Below are 23,783 nucleotides of genomic sequence, written 5' to 3' on the forward strand. Positions count from 1 at the left end.
CTTCCGCCCATGCTCGGCTCCGGCATCATCAAAGGTCTCGCGGTCACCGCGAAAAACTTCTTCGGCACTTACACGAAGCCCGAGGAATGCATGACCACGGTGTCCTATCCGGAGGAACAGGCGCCAATCGGTGAGCACTACCGCAGCTTTCCCTTCCTCGTTTGCGACGATGAGGAAAAGCCCTTCGACACGATGCGCTGCGTCTCCTGCACCATCTGCGAAAAGGAGTGCCCGCCGCAGTGCATCTACATCGTCAAAAGCAAGGACAAGAAGCCCGATCACGTCGGCAAACCCCAGTTTTACCCCGTCGTTTTCGACATCGATACCTCCGTCTGCATGAGCTGCGGCATCTGCGCCGAGGTCTGCCCCTTCGAGTCGATCAAGATGGACAAGGACTTCGAAATCGCAGCCACCAACCGCTTCGAGGGTCTCATGCTCCACCGCGACACGCTGCTCAAACCCAACAGCCACTACCAAAAGATCCGCCCCACCGACGCCGCCGTATCCGACGCCAATCTCGCCCAACAAAAGGAAGCCGCCGCCAAAAAAGCCGCCGCGGCCGAGGCGAAGAAAGCCGCTGCCGCCAAAGCCGCGGCCGAGGCCAAAAAAGCTGAAACTGCCGAAGCGCCCCGCGCCGACGCCGATAAGTCTTCGTCTTCCGACGCATGAACCCGACCGCCACTGGTCCCTTCCTGGAACGGGCCCCGCTGGAACTCCGTGACGCCGTCGTCGGCTGGTTCCCCCAGCCCCTTCACTGGCTGGTGCACCACCTCATCACCGTCGTCGCGATCCTCGCGGTCTTTGGCCTGTTCTTTGCGATGCTCACCATCGTGGAACGCAAGTTCCTCGCCCGCATCCAAAACCGCCGCGGCCCCAATCGCGCCGCCCTGCCTTGGGCTCCCAAGCTTCGCCTCTGGGGCCTCACCCAACCCTTCGCCGACGCCGTCAAAGCCCTCACCAAGGAAGACGTCGTCCCGGCCGACGCCGACAAGTTCCTCCACTTCCTCGCGCCGGTCGTGGTCTGCAGCTTTGCCCTGATGACCTTCGCGGTCATCCCCTTCGGCCAAAACATCATCGCCATCGAACTCGACGCCGCGGTGCTCTACTTTTTCGCCGCCGGCGCCGCCTCCGAACTCGCCATCTTCATGGCCGGTTGGGCCAGCCAGAACAAATACGCGCTGCTCGCCGCCATGCGCGCGCTCGCCCAGCTCATCAGCTACGAGCTGCCGCTCTTGCTTTCCATCGTGCCGGTCGTGCTCATCACCGGCTCCCTCTCCACCATGGAGATCGTCGAAGCCCAGGGCGGTTACGCCTTCGGTTTTATTCCTCAGTGGAACATCCTTACTCCGTGGGGCATCGCCGGGTTCCTCGTCTTCTTCATTGCCACCTTGGCCGAGACCAACCGCTCGCCGTTCGACCTGCCCGAGGCCGAAAGTGAACTGATCGCCGGTCACCTCACCGAGTATTCGGGTTTCAAATACGCCCTCTTCTTCATGGCCGAATACTTCGGCATGACCGCCCTCTGCGGTTTCGGTGTCACCCTCTTCCTCGGCGGCTGGCAGGCTCCGTTGCCCTTCCTCACCTTCATCCCCTCCTACGCCTGGTTCGGCCTAAAGCTTTTCCTCATGGTGCTGTCGCTCATCTGGATCCGCGGCACACTGCTGCGCCTGCGCATCGATCAGCTCACCCGCCTGTCGTGGAAGCTGCTCGTGCCGCTCGCGTTGGTGAACCTGCTGAACGCCGCCGTCTGGTCGCTCACCGCCGACGTCTCGCTCGTCGGCCAAATCCTTCGTTGGACGATCTCCCTCGCGGTGGTCGTCACCACCTTCGTGGTCCTCGGCCGCCGCCTCGGCTCCGGCCTCGGCCCCCGCACCTACCGCTACGCGTCATGATCGGCTTCGTCATCATCACAGGTTTCATCGCCGGGTCGGTCGCGCTGGCCTTCACCCGGCGCAATCCCGTGCACGCCGCCCTCCTCCTCGTGCTCACGTGGGCCGGCATTGGCAGCTACTACCTTTGGGCGGGCGCCGAGTTCCTCGCCTTCGCCCAACTGCTGGTTTACGCCGGTGCCATCTCCATGGTCGTGCTGTTCGCGGTGTTGCTGACCCGCCCGCAACCCGAAGACCCCGCCGACCTCCCGCCCGATTCCCGCAAACGTGCCAGCATGGCTATCATCGCCGCGGCGGCCGTCGGTGCCGTGCTCTTCAAGGCCATCAGCGCCACCGAATTTAAGACGGCCCCAGCCACCGCGCCCACCGTCACCGTGAAAGACCTCGGCGAGCAACTCATGGGCGCTTACGCCCCGGCCCTGCTCATCGTCGGCCTCATCCTTACGATCGCCCTCATCGGTGCCACCACCATCGCCGCCGCCCGTCGGGTTTCGTCGACCAACCGCGCTCAACCGGAGGACCACGCATGACCCCGCTCGCCGCCTGTCTCATGCTTTCCGCGTTCCTGTTCTGTGCCGGCCTCGCCGCCGCGCTCGCCCGTAGCAACACCATCCTCGTGCTCCTCGGCGTCGAGCTGATGCTCAACGCGGCCAACCTCAACTTCATCGCCTTCTGGCGCTTCAATCCCAACCCCGACGCCGGCACGGGCATTGTGTTTGTGCTCTTCGCCATCGCCGTCGCCGCCGCCGAAGCCGCCGTAGGCCTCGCCCTCATCATCGCGATCTACCGTCACCGGCAGACCATCAAACTCCAAGAGGCCAACACCCTCAAAGGCTGAAGGACCAATGACGCTCCCGGTTTCACTTCTTTGGCTCATTCCTGCGCTGCCCTTGCTGGCCGCCGGCATCACGGCGCTGCTCCCGGCCACGGCTCGCCGCGCGGGTTCCAGCCTGGCGATTGGCGCGCTGGGCCTCTCCTTTATTCTCTCCGTCGGGGCGCTGCTCACCGCCCTGCAGGATCCCGCCGCTCACTCGGTCAGCAACTTTGCCTGGTTTGACCTCGGCGACGGCGCGCTCCGCCTCGGTTGGCTGCTCGACCCACTCACCGCCTTCATGGCCGTGATGGTGACCTTCGTCGGCACCCTCATCTTCATCTTCGCCAGCGGCTACATGGCCGACGATGCCCGCTACAAACAGTTCTTCTGTTTCCTCAGCCTGTTCGCCGCCGCGATGCTCGGCCTGATCGTCGCCAACAGCCTGTTGCTGCTCTTCATCAGCTGGGAAGTGGTCGGCCTCGCCTCCTACCTGCTCATCGGTTTCTGGTTCACCAAACCCGAAGCCGCCGCCGCCGCCAAAAAGGCCTTCATCACCACCCGAATCGGTGACCTCGGTTTCCTGCTCGGTCTGGTCTGGCTCTACGATGCCGGCGGTTCGCTGCTCCTCTACGATGGCGGCACCGGAGTGCTCGAGCCCGCAACGCTCGCCCATCTTTCGACCACCTTCGTCTGCGGTGGCCTCGCCGCCTCCACCGCCATCGGTCTGCTGCTCTTCTGCGGCGCCGTCGGCAAGTCCGGCCAGTTCCCGCTGCACGTGTGGCTGCCCGACGCCATGGAGGGTCCCACGCCGGTCTCGGCCCTCATCCACGCGGCCACCATGGTGGCCGCCGGCGTCTTTCTCATCGCCCGCATTTTCCCGCTCATGGCCGCCGACCAAGGCCTCGCCGAGGTGCCGGTGCGCGCCCTCACCGTCGTCGCTTACATCGGCGCAATCACCGCCCTGCTCGGCGCCTGCATCGCCGTTGCTCAGAACGATCTCAAACGCGTCCTCGCTTTTTCAACCGTCTCCCAGCTCGGCTACATGATGCTGGCGATCGGCGTCGGTTCGTGGGTGGCCGCCATCTTCCATCTGCTCACCCACGCCTTCTTCAAGGCCCTGCTCTTCCTCGGCGCCGGCTCGGTCATCCACGGCATGCACCACGAGCAGGACATGCGCTTCATGGGCGGACTCTCCAAGAAGATGAAGACCACCTTCCGCACCTTCGCCGTCGGCATGATGGCGCTCGCGGGCGTGCCCTTCCTCTTCTCCGGATTTTGGAGCAAGGAAGCCATTCTGCATGCCGCGCACGAATGGGACGTCTCTCACCTGCCGCTGGTCTTTGGCCTCATCGCCGTCGTGCTCACGGCGTTCTACATGACCCGCCTGATGGCCGAAACCTTTAGCGGACACGGCCGTTCATCTCACGCCGAACACGCTCACGAATCTCCGGCCAGCATGACCCTACCGCTCGTGATCCTGGCGGTCTGCGCAGTGCTGCTCGGTTTCCTCGGCACGCCCGCGTGGCCTTGGCTGCAGAGCATGTTGCTCGGCCAACATGAGGTGCATGGTCACTCCATTTTTGCCGGTGCCGGACTCATGGTCCTGTCCATCGTGCTCGTCGCCTTCGGCATCGGTGCCGGCTGGTTCATCTACGGCCGCTCGCCCCGCCGTTACGCGCAGGATGCCGATCCACTGCAGGCCAAAGCCCCCGGACTCTTCGCCGCGCTCGCGGCCCGGCTCGGCTTTGACGAGCTTTACGCCGCCACCGCCTTCCGGCTCAACGACGCCGTCGCCACTGCCGCGGACTTCGCCGACCGCTGGGTGTGGGGTGGGGTGATCAAGGCCCTCGGCGGGCTCGGTCGTTTGATCGGCCTCACCAATCTTGAATCCGACGAAGAGATCATCAACCGCGGCTTCGACGGCACCAGCCGCTCACTGCGCGAGAGTGGTGAGTCCTACTCGCGCGTCCAAACCGGCGATGCCCACGGCTACCTGCTCACGATCGCCCTCTCCTTCGTCGTCCTCGCCACCCTCTTGCTGATCGGAGGTCTGCGATGAGTAACCTGCCGCTGCTTTCCCTGCTCATTTTCGCCCCGTGGGTCTTCGCGCTCATCCTCGCGCTCTCGCCCAAACTCGGCCGCACCTTCGCCCTCGTCGGCAGCCTCAATACGCTCGTGCTCGGCCTCGTCGCGCTGACGCACTTCGACCCCGCCGCCGGCCTGCAGTTCGTCGAGCGTCACAACTGGATCGAGCCGCTCAACATCACCTACCACCTCGGCCTCGACGGCATGAGCCTGCTGCTGGTGCTGCTCACCGGCATCATCGCGCCGATCGCCCTGCTCGCTTCGTGGAATGAGAAGCGCGACACCCGTCTCTTCGGCGCGCTCTTCCTCGTGCTCCAAGGTGCCGCGCTCGGCGTGTTCCTCGCCCTCGATTTCTTCCCGTGGTTCATCTGCTGGGAACTGAGCCTCGTGCCGGCCTACTTCCTCATTCGCCTCTGGGGCGGCCCCCGCGCCACCGCTGCAGCGTATCAGTTCGTAATCTACACGATCGGCGGCAGCGTGTTCATGCTCGCAGCCTTCGCCGCGCTCTACGCCTCCACCGGCACGCTCAACTTCACCGAGCTCGCCGCCCTGCGCGCCAATGGTGCGCTCGACGCCGCCCTCTCTCCGACCCTCGCCACCGTCGTGTTCGCGGGTGTGCTGATCGGCCTCGCCGTCAAGGTGCCGCTCTTCCCCTTCCACACGTGGTTGCCCGCCACTTACGCCGAAGCGCCCACCGGCGCCTCGATGTTCCTCACCGGCGTCATGTCGAAGATGGGCGTCTACGGTTTCCTCCGCATCCTCTGGCCGCTCTTCCCCGCCCAACTGCAGGCCTGGGCCACGCCGCTGCTCTGGCTCGCGCTCGCCGGAGTCGTGCTCGGGGCCTTCGCCGCCCTCGTGCAACGCGACCTCAAACGCGTCATCGCCTACTCTTCGGTCAACCACTTGAGCTACTGCCTGCTCGCGCTTTTCGCCGTGGCGAGTGCGCCCGGCAGCAATCCCGCCGCCGCCACCGCCGCCCTCAACGGCACGCTCCTGCAGATGTTTAACCACGGTCTCTCCGCCGCCGCCCTCTTCGCCTGTATCGGTATGTTGGAGACGCGCAACGGCGGTCGTCGCGGCCTGCACGACTTCGGCGGAGTGCGCACCGCCCTGCCGGTCTTCGCCGGTTTCTGCGGCGTGGCGCTCTTCTCCTCCCTCGGCCTCCCCGGCCTGAATGGCTTCGTCGGCGAATTCCTCATTTTCCGAGGCGTCTTTGGTTTTGCCCCGGTCGTGACCGCCATCGCCACCCTCGGCCTGCTCGCCACCGCGCTCTTTCTGCTGACTCTGTGGCAACGCGTTTTCCACGGCCCCACCCGCGGTGACGTCGCCAGCTTTGCCCCGCTCGCCGCCAGCGAAAAGCTCACCCTCATTCCGCTGGTGGTGCTCATGTTCCTCTTCGGCATCCTGCCGCAACTCCTCATCGGCTTGGTCAACCCCCTCGTGACCACCTGGGCCCTCAACCTGCCATGAACGCGCTGCCCTACGCCATCTACCTGTCGTTTGCCGGCGCCCTCGCCTGCCTGCTGCTCGGCTCTCGCTCCGCCGCCGCGGCTCGCGTGACCGCGCTCCTGACCGCCCTGGCTGCCTGGGCCTGCACCTTGTATGCCGCCTGCGGATACATCCCGACCATCGGCCTGCAGGACCTGACCCTCGTGCCGTGGATCCCCGAGCTGGGCATCCACTACCATCTGGCCGCCGACGGCATCAGCCTCACGCTCGTCGTGCTCACCGGTCTGGCCGCGACCGCCGGCATTCTGTTCTCCTGGAACATCGAGGAACGCGCCGGTGAATTCTTCGCCCTCTTCCTCGCGCTCATCGGCGGCGTTTACGGTGTGTTTCTCAGCGCCGATGCCTTCGTGTTCTTCGTCTTCTACGAGATCGCGATCGTCCCGAAGTATTTCCTCATCGCCAATTGGGGCTCCACCAACCGCGAGTATGGTGCGATGAAGCTGGTGCTGTATTCCTTCGCGGGCAGCGCCCTCGTGCTCGCCGGACTGGTCTGGACCTACGCCGCAGGTGGTGCGGTCAACTTCTCCCTGCCCGAGCTTGCCTACGCCGCCTCCACCCTCAGCTGGGCCGAGCAACTCACCGTCTTCGGTTTCCTTTTCTTCGGCTTCGCCACCCTCGCCGGTATTTTCCCGCTGCACACCTGGGCCCCGACCGGCCACGTCGCCGCGCCCACCGGCGCCTCGATGTTGCTGGCCGGCGTGGTCATGAAACTCGGCGCTTACGGCTGCCTGCGCGTCGCGCTGCCGCTGCTGCCCGACGCCTTCGCCGCTTGGCAACCCATCATCGCGGGCCTCGCCCTCATCGGCATCCTCTACGCTGGTCTCGTTGCGCTGGTGCAGGAGGACTTCAAGTTCGTCATCGCCTACTCGAGCGTCAGCCACATGGGCTTCGTCATCCTCGGTCTCGCCGTCGCCAACGAACACGCCCTCAGCGGAGCGGTGCTGCAAATGTTCTCCCACGGCGTGATCGCCGGCCTGCTCTTCGCCGTGGTCGGCCGCATGGTTTACGAACGCACCCACACCCGCAAACTCACCGCCCTGCGCGCCCTGCCGCTCTTCCGGTTGATGCCTTTCGCGGCCGTGACCTTTGTCATCGCCGCTCTCGCCTCCATGGGTATGCCCGGCTTCTCCGGTTTCCCTGCCGAGCTCACGATCCTGATCGGCACCTGGACAACGTCCCCCGTCTGGACCTTCGCCGCCGCGCTCGGCGTGATGATCGCCGCCGCTTTCACCCTGCGGGTCCTGCAACTTTCCTTCTTCGGCAAGTCCGGGACCACCGATGTCTCCAGCGGCCATCCCACCTACCCACCGCTCACCTGGCCCGAGAAGACCGGCGCCGTGCTGCTTCTGGCCACGACCATCCTACTCGGCCTGCGGCCCGACCTGTTGCTCAACTGGATTGAGCCTGCCCTGCAGTCGCCGCTCATGTCCGCCATCTCGAAAGGACTCACCTCATGATCGCGCCCCTGCTCTATTCCGATCTGCTGCACGCCATGCGGCCGGAGCTCGTGCTCACGGTCGGGGCCTTGGTCGTGATTGGCGTGGACCTGAGCTTCGGCAAACGCCTCACCGAGGCTGCCCGCATGAACACCGCCGCCACGCTCGGCGTCATGTGGCTCGTCGCCGCCGCCTTTGGCGTTTTCCAAGTCGGCGCTCCCGGTAACCTCTTCGGCGGCGTATTCCGCCTCGATGTGCTCGGTGGCATTTCCCGCCTCGGCATCCTGTTGCTCAGCCTGCTCACCGTCGGCCTCGCGCCGTCCAGCACCCGCGTGCGCAATCCTGTGGAGTTTATCGCGCTCGTGCTGCTCGCCACCGCCGGCCTCACGCTCATGGCGGTCGCCCAGCAACTGCTGGTCGTCTTTCTCGCGATCGAGCTCGCCAGCCTCTCGCTCTACCTGCTCACCGGCTTCGACAAACGCAGCGGCGCTTCCGCCGAAGCCGCGCTGAAATACTTCCTCTTCGGTGGCATGGCCGCCGCCTTCCTGCTCTTCGGCTTCAGCCTTCTCTACGGCATCACCGGCTCCATCGAGCTGCCACAAATCGCCATCGCCCTCGGCGCCGTTGACTCCTCGCAACCACTCATGCTCGTCGCCCTCGTCATGGTGGTGGTTGCCCTCGGCTTCAAAGCCGCCGCCGCCCCTTTCCACCTCTGGGCGCCCGACGTTTACCAAGGCGCCCCGGCTCCGGCCGCCGCGCTCATCGCTTCGGCCTCCAAGCTCGCCGCCGTCACCGTGTTTGCCCGCCTGCTCTGGCCGGGACTCGCCGCGGCCTCCGGCGGACCGGGCACCGATATTCCCATCGCGGGCTGGCTGCCCGTCGTGGGCATCCTCGCCGCCGCGTCCATCGTGCTCGGCAACCTCGGCGCCCTCGCCCAAAGCAACGTCCGCCGTCTGCTGGCTTACTCCGCCATCGCCCACGCCGGCATCATGTTGCTCGGCATCATGGTGGCCGATCACGCCGGCTACGGTCCACTCGTGTATTACGCGCTCACCTACGGCCTCGCCACCGTCGGCGCCTTCGGCGTCATCGGTTTGATCGATCGCGCCGAGATTGGTCCCAACTTGCGCGACCTTGCCGGACTGCATCGCCGTTCACCACTCCTCGCAATCACGCTGCTGGTGTGCCTCCTGTCCCTCGCCGGTGTGCCGCCGCTGGCCGGTTTCTTCGGCAAGTTTGGCGTGTTTGTCGCCGCCATCCGCAACGGTGGTGTGCTCGGCGCCACTGGCGGTCTCGCCCTGCTCGGCATCGCCGCCAGCGCCGTGGGCCTCTATTACTATTTGCTGGTCCTGAAAAACGCTTGGGTCGTCACCGCGACTCCCGCGCAGCCCCCACGCATCGCCGTGCCCGTCGCCACCACCTGCTTTCTTTGGGCCATCAACCTCGGGCTCCTCGCCCTCGGTTTGGCGCCGTCCCTGATCCTCTCGCGACTGTAGGCGCAATTTCTGCGCGTTTCACCCCAGGGGCGAGCGCCACTCGCCCCGCGCGGCCGACAACCCGCCCCGCCGTCCGGCCGCATGGCCACTGTCGGATTCTCGGCGGTGCCAATATCTGCATAGGTCCCGGCAGCACGACGCCCCAAAGTCGTTGCTTTGCCCCCATACCTCGATGCCCCGCCTTGCCCCTCTCCTTGCTGGGGTCGCCTGCCTAGCTGCGACCTCTCCGCACCTTTCCTATGCGGAAACCAATCCGGTCCTGTTCTGGAATGAACAGGCTCTCAACGCGACCCGCCTCGCCCGCAACCCGCCCCCCGTCAGTGCCTTGTGGTTCGGTTCTTACCATGCTGCCATCGCCGATGCGGTGAATGGCATCGAGCAACGCTGGGAGCCGTGGCTCGTGAAAGAATCCGCCCCGGCCGGTGCCAACGTCGATGCCGCCATCGCCGCCGCCGCGCGCACCATGCTCCGTCAAATCTGGGGCCAGCAGGCCAATCCGCGCCTTTTCGACGTGGCTTACACGGACGCCCTCGCCGCCATTCCCGACGGGCCCGGCAAGGACGCCGGCCTCGCCTGGGGCCAAAAGGTCGCCGAAGCCGTGCTCACCCAACGCTCCCTCAGCGGCTTTAAAGTTGCCCCCAAATACCTCCCCAGTGACGCCCCGGGGAAATGGCGTCCCACCGCGCCGGACTTCCGCGCTGGAGTCACGCCGCAGATGGCCACAACCCAACCCTTCGTCCTGCAAAAACCCAACCAGTTTCGCGCCCCACCACCGCCGCCGGTTGATTCCAAGGCTTACGCCGAGGAGCTCATGCATGTCATGCGCGTGGGCAGTCGCGACGATGCGGATCGCTCCGAATACGACACCCTCAGCGTGCCGTTCTGGGCCGATGGCCTCGGCACCGCCGGTCCCTCCGGCCATTGGAACGAAATCACCGCCCGCATCGCCCGCGACCGGGGTCTCGACACCATCGAATGCGCCCGGCTCTTCGCGTTGCTCAACTTCGCCGCCGCCGACGGTTTCATCACCGCATGGGACAGCAAATACTTCTACAACACCGCTCGCCCCGAAACCGACGCCCGCGAACTCACGGCCGAAATCAACCCTTACTTCAAACCGGACCCGGACTTCATTCCCAGCATGGCGTCCCTGCCATTCCCGGCCTACATCTCCGCCCACATGACCTTCACATCGGCGGCCGTGCGTGTCCTGCAACGCTACTTCGGCACCGACGAAGTGGCCTTCTCCATCGGCTCCGACGCCTTGCCCGGCGTCGTGCGCGACTACCAGACCCTCTCCTCCGTGCGGGAGGAAGTTGGCGCCAGCCGCATCTTCGGTGGCATCCACTTCCCGATGGATGTCGACGCCGCCCGCATCGCCGGCATCCATGTCGGAGACTGGGTGTTCGAAAACAGCCTTCAACCCCAGCACTGATGTCCTCGCTTCCTCGCCCCACCTCCGCCCCCAACGAGTCTGTCATGCTACCGTGGATACTGCGCATCGGCGTGGCCGGTTGTTTCATTGGTCACGGCGCTTTTGGCATCATCACCAAATCCGGTTGGTTGCCCTACTTCGCCGTCGCCGGCATCCCGGCCGACCTCGCCTGGCAACTCATGCCCATCGTCGGCACCATGGACATCCTCATGGGCATCAGCGCCCTTGTTTTCCCGACCCGCGCCCTCTTTCTCTGGGCCGGACTCTGGGCCGTATGGACCGCGTCACTACGCCCGCTTGCGGGTGAGCCGTTTTGGGAAACCCTCGAACGCGCCGGCAACTACGGCGTGCCCTTCGCCTTGCTGGCTGTGGTCGGTTTGAGCGGCCCGTTGTTCAAACGGCTGCCCAACGCCTGGCCGTCCCTCGACGGCGTCACCCGCCAACGACTGGCTTGGACCCTGCGGATCACTACCGCACTGCTGCTCATCGGCCACGCCGGCCTCGGCCTGTTCAGCCAAAAAGCCGGGCTCGGCCACCACTACGAATCAATCGGACTTTCGGCGGGAATCACGCCTGCCGTCGGAGCCTTTGAGTTTTTCCTCGCCGCCATGGTGCTGCTCCGTCCGGCCCCTGCTCTCCTGATCGGCGTTGCGGTTTGGAAGCTGCTCACCGAAATGCTCTTCCTCCCCGCTGGGGCTCCCTTCTGGGAAGTCATCGAACGCTTCGGCAGCTACACCGCTCCGCTCACCCTGGCCTTGATGATGCGTCGCGACTTTCCGCGCCTCGCGGCGCGGTCACTGCACACCGCTTAAACGCCCCTCCCCTATGTGCACTCGCCTCGTCCTGCGGCTGCTCGCTGCGGGTTGCGGAACCGTCTGCCTGACGGCATCGCATCTCTCCGCCCAAGCCCCATCCCCTGCGCCGACGTTTCAATTCCTGCGCTGGCAGGAAGACTGGTCGGCTTGGTCCCCTCCGGCCGGACCCACGTCCGGCTTTGATGCCCTCAAACACGTCACCCTTAAATCCGGTGACTGGTTGAGTTTTGGCGCTGATTTCCGCGCCCGCGCGGAATCCTGGCGCAACTTCAATTTCGGGGCCCCCGCCGGTATTTCCCACGACGATACTTTTATCCTCACGCGCTGGCGCGCCCACGCTGACTACCATGCCACCACTGGATTGCGCGCCTTTGCCGAGTTGAAAGGCGCCTACGCCAGCGAACGAGATTTGCCCGGCGGAATACGGCCCATCGATCAGGACAAATTTGAACTCCAACAGGCCTTTCTGGAGTTCGATCTGCCGTTCGCTCCCTCCGTGCGGGCGCGCGCCGGTCGACAGCTCTTTGCCTTCGGCGCCCAACGCCTTATCAGCGGATTGCCTTGGGCGAATGCCTTGCGCACCTGGGACGGTTTGCGTCTCGATACAAGCGTGGCCGGTTGGCAGATCAGCGGTTTCGGCGCCGCATTTGTGCCCTCCACGGCTCGCGGCATCGGCACCGCCGCCGATGACAATCGCCTCTTCGGCGTGTATGCATCGCGCCCCGGTCTCGACGCCTACGTGCTGCACCACCAGTGGCCTTCCCGCACATTCAACGGCAGCACCGGTCGCGATGCCCGCTGGACCCTCGGCACCCGCCTCCACGGTCGCGTTTCCGCCCGCACCGACTACGAACTCGAACTCAGCTACCAGACCGGCTCAGTCGGTCCGCACGATGTCACCGCCTGGTCCATCGCCAGCCAAATCGGCCTGCGTCCACTCGCCGAAGCTGACACCCTGCGGCTTTGGGTGGGCTTTGATGCCGCCAGCGGCGACGATCGGCCGGGCGGCCGCGTGGGCACCTTCAATCAACTTTACCCGCTCGGCCACGCCTACTTCGGCATCGCCGACGTGATTGGACGACAGAACATCATCGACCTCAGCGCCGGCGCCACATGGAAACCGTTCCCACGTCTTACTTTGAACGCCGCCTGGCACCACTTCCGGACCCAAGACACCGCCGACGCGCTTTACAATCCCGGCGGCGGAGTCGTCCGCGCCGCCGGGACTTACACCGATCCCGAAATCGCCGACGAACTCGACCTGGTGGCAGCGTGGAAAATCAACCGTCACGTCGTCGCCGCGCTTGGCTGGGCCCACGTCTTCGCCGGTCCGGCCATCCGCCAAAGTGGGCCCGCTCAGGACATCGATTTCGCCTACGCCACGACTACCTGGACCTTCTAGCCCCGCCTCGCCGAACCGGTTTGGCGATTTACGGGTAAAATTCTTTCCCGAACCAATGGAGGTTATCCGGCACTCGACTGTCTCAGACCGACAGACGTGCCAACCGCCCTCCAAAGAGATTTGCCAGCTGCTGACCTGCCCCCTCAAATGGGCGCTACTTCAGCGCGTCTGGCCCGCGCGGTGACACCCATGAAAGATCCAGACGACGCGTCCACCCGCCCGGCCCAAGATTTTAGCAGCCTCTACCAGACGACCATCGCACCACTGCGTCGCTACTTGGGTCGTTTGCTCGGCAACCATTCCGAAGCCGAAGAGATTGCCCACGATGCCTTTGCCCGCATCTATCAACTTCCGGCCAACAAACCCGAGGCACTGCTCTACACCACCGCCCGGCGCCTCGCCATCAACCGGATCAAACGCCGCTCCATTTCCCCCATTGCGCCCACGGACGCGCCCTTGGAAAACGCTGCCTCGAGCATGCCGGATGTCACCCGCCAGGTCATCGCCCGCCAGGAGCTCGAGTTGCTTGATGAAGCCATCAACGACCTGCCCCCCGGCTGCCGTAACGTGCTCCTCCTGCGGAAGGTGGAGCTGCTCTCGCACAAGGAAATCGGCGAGCGTCTCGGCATCGCAGTGAGCACCGTCGAAAAACAACACGCCCGCGCGCTGCGCCTGCTGCGCGCGTCCCTGCTCGCGAAAGCCGAGGACGCCTCCTCGCCCTTCGCGACCGACTCTCCCAGACCATCATGAATCCTTCACCATCCCGTCCCGAGTCCTCACTCGAGGAAACGGCCTCTCTGTGGGCGGCGCGGTTGGAGGGTGCAACCCTCACCGCCGATCAGCGCAACGAGCTCGACTCTTGGCTCGACGCCGATCCGTCCCACCGGGAAGCACTCTCAAACTTCTGCCAACTCTCGACCGACCTTGAGCGGCACCTGCCTCAACTCCTTTCATCCGGTTCCGTCACCATGCCCGTAGCCTCCCCGGCCGCCGCGACGCGCCCAGCGCGTCACGGTCTGGTCTGGGGATGGCTCACGGCGACGGCCGTAGCCGCTCTCGCGCTCACCACCCTATGGTGGCAATCCCGTCCGGCCCCCGCCTCTCCCACGCACTTTGCCACCGCCGTCGCGCAGAGTCAGTCGGTCATCCTCGCCGATGGCACGCATGTTGATCTCAACGCCGGCACCCGCCTCGTCGTTGAACACACCGCCAAAGAGCGCCGTGTTCGCCTCGCCGGCGGTCAGGCCTTCTTCCAGGTCACCAAAGACCCCAGCCGTCCTTTTATTGTGGATACACCCGCCGGATCCGTGCGCGTCACCGGCACTGCATTTGACGTGCGCACCCCATCGTCCGGTCAGATCGAAGTCACCGTGCAGGAAGGTTCCGTCCAGGTGCGCCTGGGTCCCGAATCCGCCCCAGCAGATGTCGGTCCGATCTCGCTCACAGCCGAGGACCAGCTCACCTCCCACGGTCCCGCCGCACCGCTCGTGCGGCGCATCGGCTCCGACGGTGTGGCCGATGCCCTCGCCTGGCGCGATGGCATGATCGTCTTCGACCGCACGCCGATGGAGGAGGCGCTGGCGCGCTTCGCCCAATTCCATGGCCGCGGCATCAGCGCCGCGCCGCAGGTGTCCGCGACCGAAGTCAGCGGCCGTTACCCGCTCGCCAATCTGGATTTCTTCCTCAACAGCCTCGAGTCGGTCTTCCCCGTCACGGTCATCCATGACCAAAGCGGCACCATCCGCGTGTTACCACGCGCCTAGACTGCCGTCGTTCCGACTTCCTCCTTCGTCTTCGTATGCGATTATTCGCCGTCCCTTTCCGGGCGACAGTTCACCTGTGCCTTGCCTTCTGCCTAAGCCTCTCCGCGGTTTCGTCGGTCCTGGCGGCTCCGCAGCTTTTCGACATTCCGGCACAACCAGCCGACCGCGCCCTCGCCACCTTCACGCGCGTCACCTCCGTGACCCTGCTCTACGCCCCGGCCGAGCTGCACAAAGTTCAGTCCACCGCCGTCCACGGCGAGTTTGAGCCCAGTGATGCGCTGGTGCGCCTCCTCCGCGATACCGGTTACGTCCCCCGCCTGCAGGATGGCGCCTACCTCATCACCAGCGCAAAGGAACCACTGGGCGCACTCGTCGGCCGCATCACCACCGGCAACGGCGCGCCTCCCGCCGGAACCCTGGTCGCCATTCCCGCCCTGCATCGTCAGACCGTCACCAACCGCCACGGCGAATACCACTTCCCGAATTTGCCGCGCGGCTCCTATCAGATCGTGGCCAACCGCGCCGGCTACCACCCCTTGCACATCAATGCTGCGCAAGTGACCGCCGAGCCCTTCACCTATCTGGCACCTGCGGTCCTGCGCCCGGCCAACACCGCCACCGAACTCGCCCCCGTGGTCGTCGAAGGCCGCCTCAATCGCCGCGGCCCGCTCGATCCCGGCCCCACCATCTGGGGACCACGCCGCGCGGGCGACAACCTCGACCTCAACCGGCACCTCAACGACGCGCTCCCGTTCATCATCTACGACCGCGATCGCATCACCCGCAGCGGAGTGGTGAACCTCAACGATTTCCTGCGTCGCGAAATTTTGGATACAGATGCCACCGCGCTGCCACCGGATCAAAACAGCAGCGGGAGTCTCATCGCCAGCGGCAGCTCCAACCTCAATCTCCGCGGATTCAGCGCCGAGGAAACCGTCGTGCTCGTCAACGGCCGCCGCCTGCCCGAGATCCTCACCACCACCGATCCTTCCGACGGCAGTCGTCCCGGCTACCAACCGCCCGACGTCAACTTCATCCCGCTCTCTCTGGTGCAGCAGGTCCAGGTGCTGCCGGCCTCAGCCTCCGCGCTCTACAGCGGCAATGCCATCGGCGGCGTGATCAACATCCTCCTGCGCCCCGACGGACTCGGCACCGAACACAGTGAGATCACCGCCACCTATACCAATGCCACCGAGGGCTTCGACGCCGCCTACAGCTCGGTTTCGCTCATGCACACGCAGTCGTTGCTCGACGGAAAACTCGCCCTGCGCCTCAACGCCAACTTCGTCTCCACCGTTCCCGCCACCGAAGCCGAGCTGCACTATCAGCGGAACAATGCCCCCGCTGAAATTGCCCCCAACGATGCGCTTTATCGCGCCACCCCCAACGTCCGCGCGGTCGGCTCCGGCAGCTTGTTTCCAGACTCCCCCGCAAGGGTGACCTCCGTGGCCCCCGGCGCCGATGGCTCCGGGGGTCTTGCTGCTTTTGCGGGCCGGGAAGGCCAACGCAATTTCGACCTCTACGATTCGCCCGGCACCCTCGCCAACGCCCTCTACGGCATCGATTACCCCTACGGTCGCGAACAGAAGCGTGAGCTCTACTTCGCCTCCGCCGTCTACACCGTTTCGCCCTGGCTGGAACTCGGCCTCGATGCCGCGTATTCGTCGACCACCATCAATCGCGGCTACGATGTCTTCCGCGCCGATTTGCTGCTGCGCCGCAACAACCCGCTCAATCCCTTCGGCACCGACGCGCGCGTCTCCCTCTACGAAACGCCAACCGCTCTCGGACAAAACTACAGCGAGGCCAACATCGATTTTTACTCTCTCGTCGGCAGCGCCCTCATCACCCTGCCGTGGGATTGGAAAGCCGTCATCGACACCCAATACTCCCACAGCGCGACCAAATACCGCGGCCTCGCTGACGTCGACCGCGCGCGTTGGCAGGCCCTTGTCGATCGCGGCGATTACAATCCCCTGCGCGACACCCAACTCGATGGACCGCCGCAAGCCTTCTACGACGAGGTGCTCATCTACACCGGAGGCCGCGATCAGTTTGTCACTCTCGGCGACTACGAAACCTTCGACGGTGCGTTCCGCCTCACGCACGAGAACCTGCCGCTGCCCACCGGCCGTTCGGTCGTCAATCTGGGCGCCGACTACCGCATCACTACCCTCAAAGGTTATGACGCGGTGCGCCGCTACGGTGACGGTTCCTTGCAACGGCTCCCTGATCGCTGGCGTGGACGCACCCTCGAACGCGTGAGCGCCTTCATGGAGTTGCAGGCTCCGCTCTACCCGCGTCAGCGCCTGCCCACCTGGATCGAGACGATCGAAGGCGACTTCGCCACCCGCTTCATCATCGCCGACACCGCCGCCGAAACGAACATCGCGCCCACCGTGGCGATGAAGATCGGCTTCACCAACGGGCTCACCCTGCGCGGTAGCTTCACCACCTCCAACCGTTTCCCGACGCCCTACATGAGCCGCAACACCGGCAACGGCGTCACCACCGGCACCGGCGTGCGCTACGTCGGCATCACCGACCCCCGTCGCGGCAACGAAGCGTATGAGGCCGAAGAGGTCTCCGTGCTCAACCCCGGCCTGCAGAGCGAAAACGCCGTCACTCAAACCTTCGGCATCATTTACGAACGGGGGGAACGCCACCGCCTGCGCCTCTCGCTCGACTTTTTCGACACCCAGAAAACCAACGAAATCCGCGGACTGGGACCGTCTGAGCTGCTCAACCTCGAGGCCTATTTCCCGGAACTCGTCGTGCGGGAAGCGCCCGCGGCCGGAGATCCCTACGCCGTTGGCCGCATCACTGAGTTCCGCACCGGCGCCTACAACCTCGCCAGTCGTCACTCCCAAAACTACGTCGCCGCCATCGACTATGCTCGCCGCGATGTGTTTGGCGGCACCCTCGACCTGCGCGCCCGGCTGCTGTGGTTCGACAAATACGACCAGGAAATCTTCCCGGAAGAGCCGCTCATCGACGAGATTCGCGATCCCAGTGGGGCCACCGGCTTGTTGGAGTATCGCGCCACCTTTGGCGGCGGATGGTCCAACCGTTGGTTCGCCGCCGGCTTCGACGGACAATACTTCCACTCCCGCCGTCTCCCGCGCTTGGAATGGCCAGCTCAGGGGGCCCGCACCCTTGATCCCTATTGGCAGACCGATATCTACGTGCAGGGCGACCTCGGCCATTGGTTTCTCCCCGAGGAATCCAAGCTCGGGCTGAAAGGCCAGCTGCGCGTGAACAACGTCTTCAAGAAGGATTATCCCTATTACGCCAACGGTCCGTCCAGCTCCGGCGTGCAACCCTACGGCGACTGGCGCGGCCGCACCTTCTCCGTCTCCCTCACCGCCGAGTTTTAGTTGCGCGAACTAGCGGGCTCGTGGCCGCGGATTGTCTTGATCGCCAACATGCGATCACGCGCGACACCTCCCTCCCGTCGGTCGAGTTCGGCCGTTTCCCTGCTCGGCTTGGCGGCTCTCCTGTTCGCGAGTCCTGTGTCGGCGACACTCGGGATTCTGGAATCGGGCACATCGACCGCTCCGCGCGCTCCTCTCAACCGTGAAGTCGGCACCGCAATCGCCTTCACGGTGGCTTGGCCCTCCGCCACCGAACTCGCGACTGAAGACCTGCAATGGTTTCACAACGACCAGCCCATTCCGGGGGCTGTCACAACCGAACTTGCGCTCGATCCGTTGACTCTGTTGCACTCCGGCAACTACGAGGCGCGGACCGCTTCGACCCGCAGCAACATCATCGTTCTGAACGTGGCCCCCGCACGGCCCGCGCTCGTGAAGCAGACCTTCGACCTTCCACTCGATGGCTCAAACTACCGGTTCCTTCACTACGACGCCGACGGCACCCTCTACGTCTTCGTGAGCCGGCCGGATGGGAACCACATCCTCGCGCATCAAAACGGCACTCTACGCGCGGACTTCGACATCGCTCTCGAGCAACGCAGCGTCTCCTTCCTCGAGCCGCTGAGCGGCGACCGCTACTTGGTCGGCACCTCTTGGGCTTCCGGCAGTTTCGAAATCTCAAATCAGACGGTAGTTTTCGACAACGTCGGCCAAGCTTCCGCCCCTACGCTGCGGTATGACACGCATGTGGCCGCAACCGCGCGCCTCCCTTCGGGCGCTCTCTTTATCGGCCAAAACCTGCATGACGTCACCGGCAACTACCGCCACGTCATCCATCGCCTTCGTGCCGACGGAAGCGTTGATCCTACCTATGCCCGCACTAACTCTCGCGCAGGGGTCCTGTATCATCTACTTCCAATCGACAACGACAGTTTCGTCGCAGTCATCCTCGACCCTGGCAACAATGGCAACCGGAGGTTTCGCATCGAACGCTATCGTGCCGACGGCTCGGCTTACCCCGGTTTCCACACCTTCTACAGTGCCGATATCATTCGACTGCATACCGCTCTGCCCGACGGCAGGTTCGTGATCGGAATCGAGAATCGAGACGCCGCTGGGCCACAAAACGTGCAAAGGTTAAACGCCGATGGCACCTGGGATTCCGCCGCAGGTATCCTTTCCCGCTACGACAGACACCCCCTGCGTGTCACCCGCGACGGCACCTTATTCGATCGAGTGGGGGTCAACAGTGATGGGAATATTCGGTGCCTTCTCCGACGCATTCAGTTTCCCGGCACCTCCTCTCCACCCGCTCCTTTTGATGATATCGGTGCCAGCACCTCCTTCGACTTCTACATCGACCGTGAGGATCGGATCGTGACCGTGGGTGACTTCGTCTCGTTCGGCGGAGTCCCGACATCACACGCCGCCGTGCTCGACAGCAGCTACATCTCGCCCCCTTTGCCTCCGTCAGCCGCGATTGAAGCATCCGTCACGTTCGACGACGAAACGTATCAACTCCGCACGGCCACCCTTTCGACCAGCGATCAGCCCGCCGCCGACACCACCATCGAGTGGCTCGCGCTTGATGGCCCCACGCCGGCCGATCCCGCTAGCACAGCTCTCACCCTGACTGCTGGCACCAGAGGCCGTTTTCAGCTTCGCGCAACCAATGCGGTAGGCAGCACCTACAGCCGTATCGTCACCATCCCTGCCACCGCGCCGTCGCCCATCCTGACCAATCTATCGGCGCGTATTCAGATTCCACCTACCGGCGACCCCGCCACGCTGGGATTCATCTCTCGCGACTCTCCAACCACGCCCGGCGTGCCGGCGCTGCTCTTCCGCGGCATTGGCCCGGGATTGGCGCCTTACCTCGACAGCGCAACGGTGGCCGACCCGCAGATTACGCTACGCTCTGCCAACGGCTCCGTCTTGGCCTATAACGACAATTGGGCGGCTGAGCTGAATTCCGCATTCGCCCAAACCGGAGCCTTTCCTCTGTCGACCGGCAGCAACGATGCCGCCATCGTGACCACCATTCCGGCCGGCCTGCACACGCTGCAGCTTTGGCCGCTCGACGAGAGCACGGCCAAAGCAGGTCTCCTCGAAGCCTACCTCGCAGGCGATGGCCAGGAACTGCACAATCTCTCGGTGCGCGCATTTACCGAAACCGGCGACCACGCCCTCATTGCCGGTTTTGCCCTCGCACCTCCGCTCGACCAACTCACCGCGCCTCGCCCAGCGCGACTTCTCATCCGCGCCATCGGCCCCGGTCTGCAGGACTACGGGATCACCTCCCACCTCCCCAACCCACGCCTGCAGATCTTCGACCATGAAAACCGCCTCATCGCCGAGAATGTGAGCTGGTCGGACGCCACCGATCCGGCGGAACTTAAAGCTGTCATGTCATCGATAGGAGCCTTCCCGCTCACCGAAGACTCCGCCGACGCCGCCCTCATCATCGAACTGCCTTCCGGGGTCTACACCGCAGTGGTTTCTCCTGCCGACGGTCAACCGGGCACGGCTCTCCTTGAACTCTACCTCCTGCCCTAGGGGCTGTCTTCAAATTACGTGAGTCCATCGCCGTGAATGCAGCAGGAGGCAGCCAAGGCGGCGCGCAGGGAGCTGTGCCCGAAGGCACTGCGCCTGCGCGACAACGCCGGCCGCCTCCTGCTCCGTCGCGGCCCGAAGGGTGAGCCACGTTTGCCGCTCACGCTGGACCCACGTAAGTTGAAGACAGCCCCTAACTCTCGCCCTTTCGAAAAAATTGCCCCCCGCGATGGCGAGTCTCCCCTTCCCGCCTGTCGAGACTCTGTAACATGCCTTCCGCCACCCTGACTTCCGAAGCCGACCTGCGCAGCGCGCTCAAACGCTGCCGCCCCCAGACCATCGACGCGGCCGTGGCGTATCGGCAATCCGGAGACGCCGCCTTGTTGCCGGTCATCATCACCGGCGTCATCGAACGCTTCGTCGAACCCGACCTGCGTCCCGTCCTGCGCAGCGCCGATGACACCCTGCGCCTCAGCGAAGACCTCGGCCTCGATTCCCTCACCATGATGGAAATCGTGCTCCTCGCCGAAGAGGTTTTCTCGATCAACGTCAGCGCCGAGGAGCTCCGTCACCTCTGCACCCTCGGCCAGATCAAGATGTTTATCGTGCACAAAGCTCGTAACAGCTGACGCCTTCCCGCGTCTTTTTCACCATGCCCTGCCCGTTACCCCTGCGACGGTTGACCTTTCTCGCCGTCTGCACCTTGGCTCCGTTGGGGGTCAATGCGGACCCGATTACCGAATTGCCGGTCGATCGATCTCTATTTGATACCAACGTCGAGATCTTCACCGAGCCCTTCGAGGCTCACCTGCCCGGCCAACCCCACTTCCCCCGCCCCGGTGCCAACGTGATCCTGCGCGCCACGACGCTGCCCGGGGACCATCTGCAGTGGTTCCGCGACAGCGATCCCGTGGCCCCCGATGTCACCACTCGGGAACTGCGCCTGAAAAACGTCACTCCCGCCGACACCGGCGTGTATTGGGCGCGCATCACCCGCGACGGTGTCTCCGTTGATACCGCCCCGGTCCCGCTCAACGTCGTCACTGCGCCCTCCTCCAGTTTGGTCGATCCGACCTTCGTCAATCGCTCGGTGCCCCCGGGCGACATGCTGCCCTACAGCTTGCTGGTCGAAAACAATGCCGGGGAGATCGGATACCTGCGCTTCTTCAGTAACTTCTTCTCCGGCTCCTGGGGCTGGCTCAGCCCGGGCGGTGACTACAGTGAAACCGTGTATGCGTGGTCCTACGGCGAGAGTCAGGTGGACGAAGTGGCGACCCTCCTCCCCGACGGCTCACACCTGCGCGTTGCCAACTCGCGCTTAACTCGCATCGACCGCCAGGGCCAATCGACGGTCATCGACTACCAAGGCGAGATCCCCCTGGAAGTCCATCAGTGGAACCTCGCGGAAAACGGGGATCTACTCCACCTTGCTGGCGCCCATCTCCTATGTTTGGCCTCCGACGGCGCCGTGCGCGCCACCCTCCTTCCCGAGACCGTGGATTGGGCCAGTTTCACCCAGCTCACCCCGTTTCGCGATGGCTCCGGGCGACTGTTGATCCAAGGTTACGACAACGACGCCAGACCGGTCGCCCGCGTATTGGAGGCCGATGCGGTTCCCGTCGCCGGATCATCCACGATTCATACCCTGGAGGGCCAACCGCCCACCCGTCTGACGAACGGCGATTGGGTGGAAGTCGCCAACTCCACCCTACGTCGCTACGGCCCCGACCTCACTCTCATTTCGGAATCTGATCTGGGGCGCTGGAGCACGCTCAGCTGGCAGCCCCTGCCCGACGGCTATCTCTACGCCTTCGTCGTTGGACAGGGTATCCTTCGACTGGATACCGAGCTCAATCAGGACATGGGTTTTTCCGTCCAACTCCCGACTGATGCCGCGCCTTCCCACGGACGCAGCTTTCTCCTCTCGGGCGACAGGCTGTTTGTCTCCGGACAATTCGACATAGCCGATGATCTCGCCACCCGGCTGGTTGCCCGTCTGGACCTCACCGGCAACGCGTCAGGCCATGCGCCGAGGCCCTTCATCAACTCGCGGGATTCTGTTCTTGGCGGCCATGTGCTTACCTTGGACGCCTTTGCGATCGGCAACGGTCCCTTCACCTACGAATGGCTTAATCTGGATCAACCAAACCTGCAATTTCCGGCGGAACCGTCGATCACCCTCAGCCCCTATAACGCCACCAACGCCGGTCGCTACGTGGTGAAAGTCACTTCGGCGGCGGGCACGGCATACAGCGAAGCCTTCGATCTCCGCGGATCCAATAGTGTCCCCGTCCTGCGCAACCTCTCCGCCCGCCTGCCGTTGGGACCGAATCAACCGGTGTTGTCCATGGGGATCGTCGTCGCCCCGCAACTGCCGCTGGAGCTGCTGCCTCAGCCCTCTCAGGTGGTGGTCGCCCGCGGCATCGGACCGACCTTGGCCGAGTTTGAGGTCCCAAATCCGCTCGCCGACCCGATGCTGCAACTCTCCACCGACTCCTCCGCGCCAACGCAGTGGACCAACGATGACTGGAGGCCTTTGAACGGATTCGATATCCTCGCTTTCAACGCAATCGGCTACCTGCCCCTGCTCCCCGGTTCCGCCGACAGTCAACTCTCCGCGACTCTCTCTCCTGGTGTCCATCATCTGCAGGTCCTCGCCAAACCTGGCGACAGTGGCATCACCCTGGGCGAAATCTACGCGCTCTACACCACCCCGCAAAACGCCACCTTTACCAATCTCTCGCTCCGGGCGCGCACCGGCGATGGCGACGACACCGTGATCGGTGGCTTCGTGATTGATGATCCAGCCGAGCTGGGTCGCCCCGTGCGCCTCTTGATTCGGGCCATCGGCCCCGGGTTGCTAGATTTTAACGTGGCAGACGTGGCGACCGATCCGGTGCTGCAGATCTTCGACCACACTGGTGCACTCGTCGCCAGCAACGACAACTGGTCCGACGATGCCTCCAATACGCTCGCAGACACCGCCCTGCGCGTCGGCGCCTTTGCCCTCGCGGTCAATTCGACTGATGCGGCCGTGCTGCTCGAATTGGCACCCGGCCCCTACACCGCTCAAGTCAGTGTCGCTGACGGCCAACACGGCCAGATCCTGCTCGAGCTCTATGTCGTGCCCTGACCGTCCAACCGGTTCGACCCGCGCCCGCACCGCGCCTCCTTCAGCCGTTCAGCCAGCCCTGCCGCCGTTCATCACCGCG

General features: G+C 64.5%; 17 protein-coding genes. All 17 read left to right on the plus strand.

Annotation, left to right across the window (positions count from 1 at the left end; all coding sequences use genetic code 11):
* The first annotated feature begins 9 nt into the window (after nt 1-9).
* A complete protein-coding gene (locus K1X11_RS05035) occupies nt 10-669 on the plus strand; it encodes a 4Fe-4S binding protein (protein WP_221031856.1) in 660 nt (219 codons plus the stop codon).
* Entirely contained in the window at nt 666-1,892 is a 1,227-nt protein-coding gene (locus K1X11_RS05040; RefSeq protein ID WP_221031857.1) for a complex I subunit 1/NuoH family protein, read from the plus strand. The genes K1X11_RS05035 and K1X11_RS05040 overlap by 4 nt, the downstream gene beginning before the upstream one ends.
* Nucleotides 1,889-2,419, plus strand: coding sequence for an NADH-quinone oxidoreductase subunit J family protein (locus K1X11_RS05045; protein WP_221031858.1), 531 nt, complete (start codon nt 1,889-1,891; stop codon nt 2,417-2,419). The genes K1X11_RS05040 and K1X11_RS05045 overlap by 4 nt, the downstream gene beginning before the upstream one ends.
* Nucleotides 2,416-2,727, plus strand: a complete 312-nt coding sequence (gene nuoK, locus K1X11_RS05050; protein WP_221031859.1) for an NADH-quinone oxidoreductase subunit NuoK — start codon at nt 2,416-2,418, stop codon at nt 2,725-2,727. The genes K1X11_RS05045 and nuoK overlap by 4 nt, the downstream gene beginning before the upstream one ends.
* A 7-nt stretch (nt 2,728-2,734) precedes the next feature.
* Nucleotides 2,735-4,762, plus strand: coding sequence for an NADH-quinone oxidoreductase subunit L (gene nuoL / locus K1X11_RS05055; protein WP_221031860.1), 2,028 nt, complete (start codon nt 2,735-2,737; stop codon nt 4,760-4,762).
* A complete protein-coding gene (locus K1X11_RS05060) occupies nt 4,759-6,258 on the plus strand; it encodes a complex I subunit 4 family protein (protein WP_221031861.1) in 1,500 nt (499 codons plus the stop codon). Before nuoL ends, K1X11_RS05060 begins: the two co-directional genes overlap by 4 nt.
* The gene (locus tag K1X11_RS05065; protein WP_221031862.1) at nt 6,255-7,754 is read left to right on the plus strand and encodes a complex I subunit 4 family protein; all 1,500 of its coding nucleotides are present in this window, start codon (nt 6,255-6,257) and stop codon (nt 7,752-7,754) included. The genes K1X11_RS05060 and K1X11_RS05065 overlap by 4 nt, the downstream gene beginning before the upstream one ends.
* Nucleotides 7,751-9,229, plus strand: coding sequence for an NADH-quinone oxidoreductase subunit N (locus K1X11_RS05070; RefSeq protein ID WP_221031863.1), 1,479 nt, complete (start codon nt 7,751-7,753; stop codon nt 9,227-9,229). The genes K1X11_RS05065 and K1X11_RS05070 overlap by 4 nt, the downstream gene beginning before the upstream one ends.
* A gap of 172 nt (nt 9,230-9,401) precedes the next feature.
* Entirely contained in the window at nt 9,402-10,664 is a 1,263-nt protein-coding gene (locus K1X11_RS05075; protein WP_221031864.1) for a vanadium-dependent haloperoxidase, read from the plus strand.
* Entirely contained in the window at nt 10,664-11,476 is an 813-nt protein-coding gene (locus K1X11_RS05080; RefSeq protein WP_221031865.1) for a hypothetical protein, read from the plus strand. Before K1X11_RS05075 ends, K1X11_RS05080 begins: the two co-directional genes overlap by 1 nt.
* Before the next feature lie 13 nt (nt 11,477-11,489).
* Entirely contained in the window at nt 11,490-12,881 is a 1,392-nt protein-coding gene (locus tag K1X11_RS05085) for an alginate export family protein (protein WP_221031866.1), read from the plus strand.
* Nucleotides 12,882-13,070: 189 nt separating this feature from the next.
* Complete coding sequence (locus tag K1X11_RS05090) at nt 13,071-13,631, plus strand: RNA polymerase sigma factor (protein ID WP_221031867.1); 561 nt, start codon at nt 13,071-13,073, stop codon at nt 13,629-13,631.
* Nucleotides 13,628-14,644, plus strand: coding sequence for a FecR family protein (locus K1X11_RS05095; protein ID WP_221031868.1), 1,017 nt, complete (start codon nt 13,628-13,630; stop codon nt 14,642-14,644). Before K1X11_RS05090 ends, K1X11_RS05095 begins: the two co-directional genes overlap by 4 nt.
* Before the next feature lie 35 nt (nt 14,645-14,679).
* Nucleotides 14,680-18,021, plus strand: coding sequence for a TonB-dependent receptor plug domain-containing protein (locus tag K1X11_RS05100; protein ID WP_221031869.1), 3,342 nt, complete (start codon nt 14,680-14,682; stop codon nt 18,019-18,021).
* A gap of 228 nt (nt 18,022-18,249) precedes the next feature.
* Complete coding sequence (locus K1X11_RS05105; RefSeq protein WP_221031870.1) at nt 18,250-20,574, plus strand: hypothetical protein; 2,325 nt, start codon at nt 18,250-18,252, stop codon at nt 20,572-20,574.
* 266 nt (nt 20,575-20,840) lie between these two features.
* A complete protein-coding gene (locus K1X11_RS05110) occupies nt 20,841-21,200 on the plus strand; it encodes an acyl carrier protein (protein ID WP_221031871.1) in 360 nt (119 codons plus the stop codon).
* A gap of 23 nt (nt 21,201-21,223) precedes the next feature.
* The gene (locus K1X11_RS05115) at nt 21,224-23,704 is read left to right on the plus strand and encodes an immunoglobulin domain-containing protein (RefSeq protein WP_221031872.1); all 2,481 of its coding nucleotides are present in this window, start codon (nt 21,224-21,226) and stop codon (nt 23,702-23,704) included.
* Nucleotides 23,705-23,783: the final 79 nt, after the last annotated feature.

Source organism: Actomonas aquatica (assembly GCF_019679435.2).
In the GTDB taxonomy this organism is placed as follows: domain Bacteria; phylum Verrucomicrobiota; class Verrucomicrobiia; order Opitutales; family Opitutaceae; genus Actomonas; species Actomonas aquatica.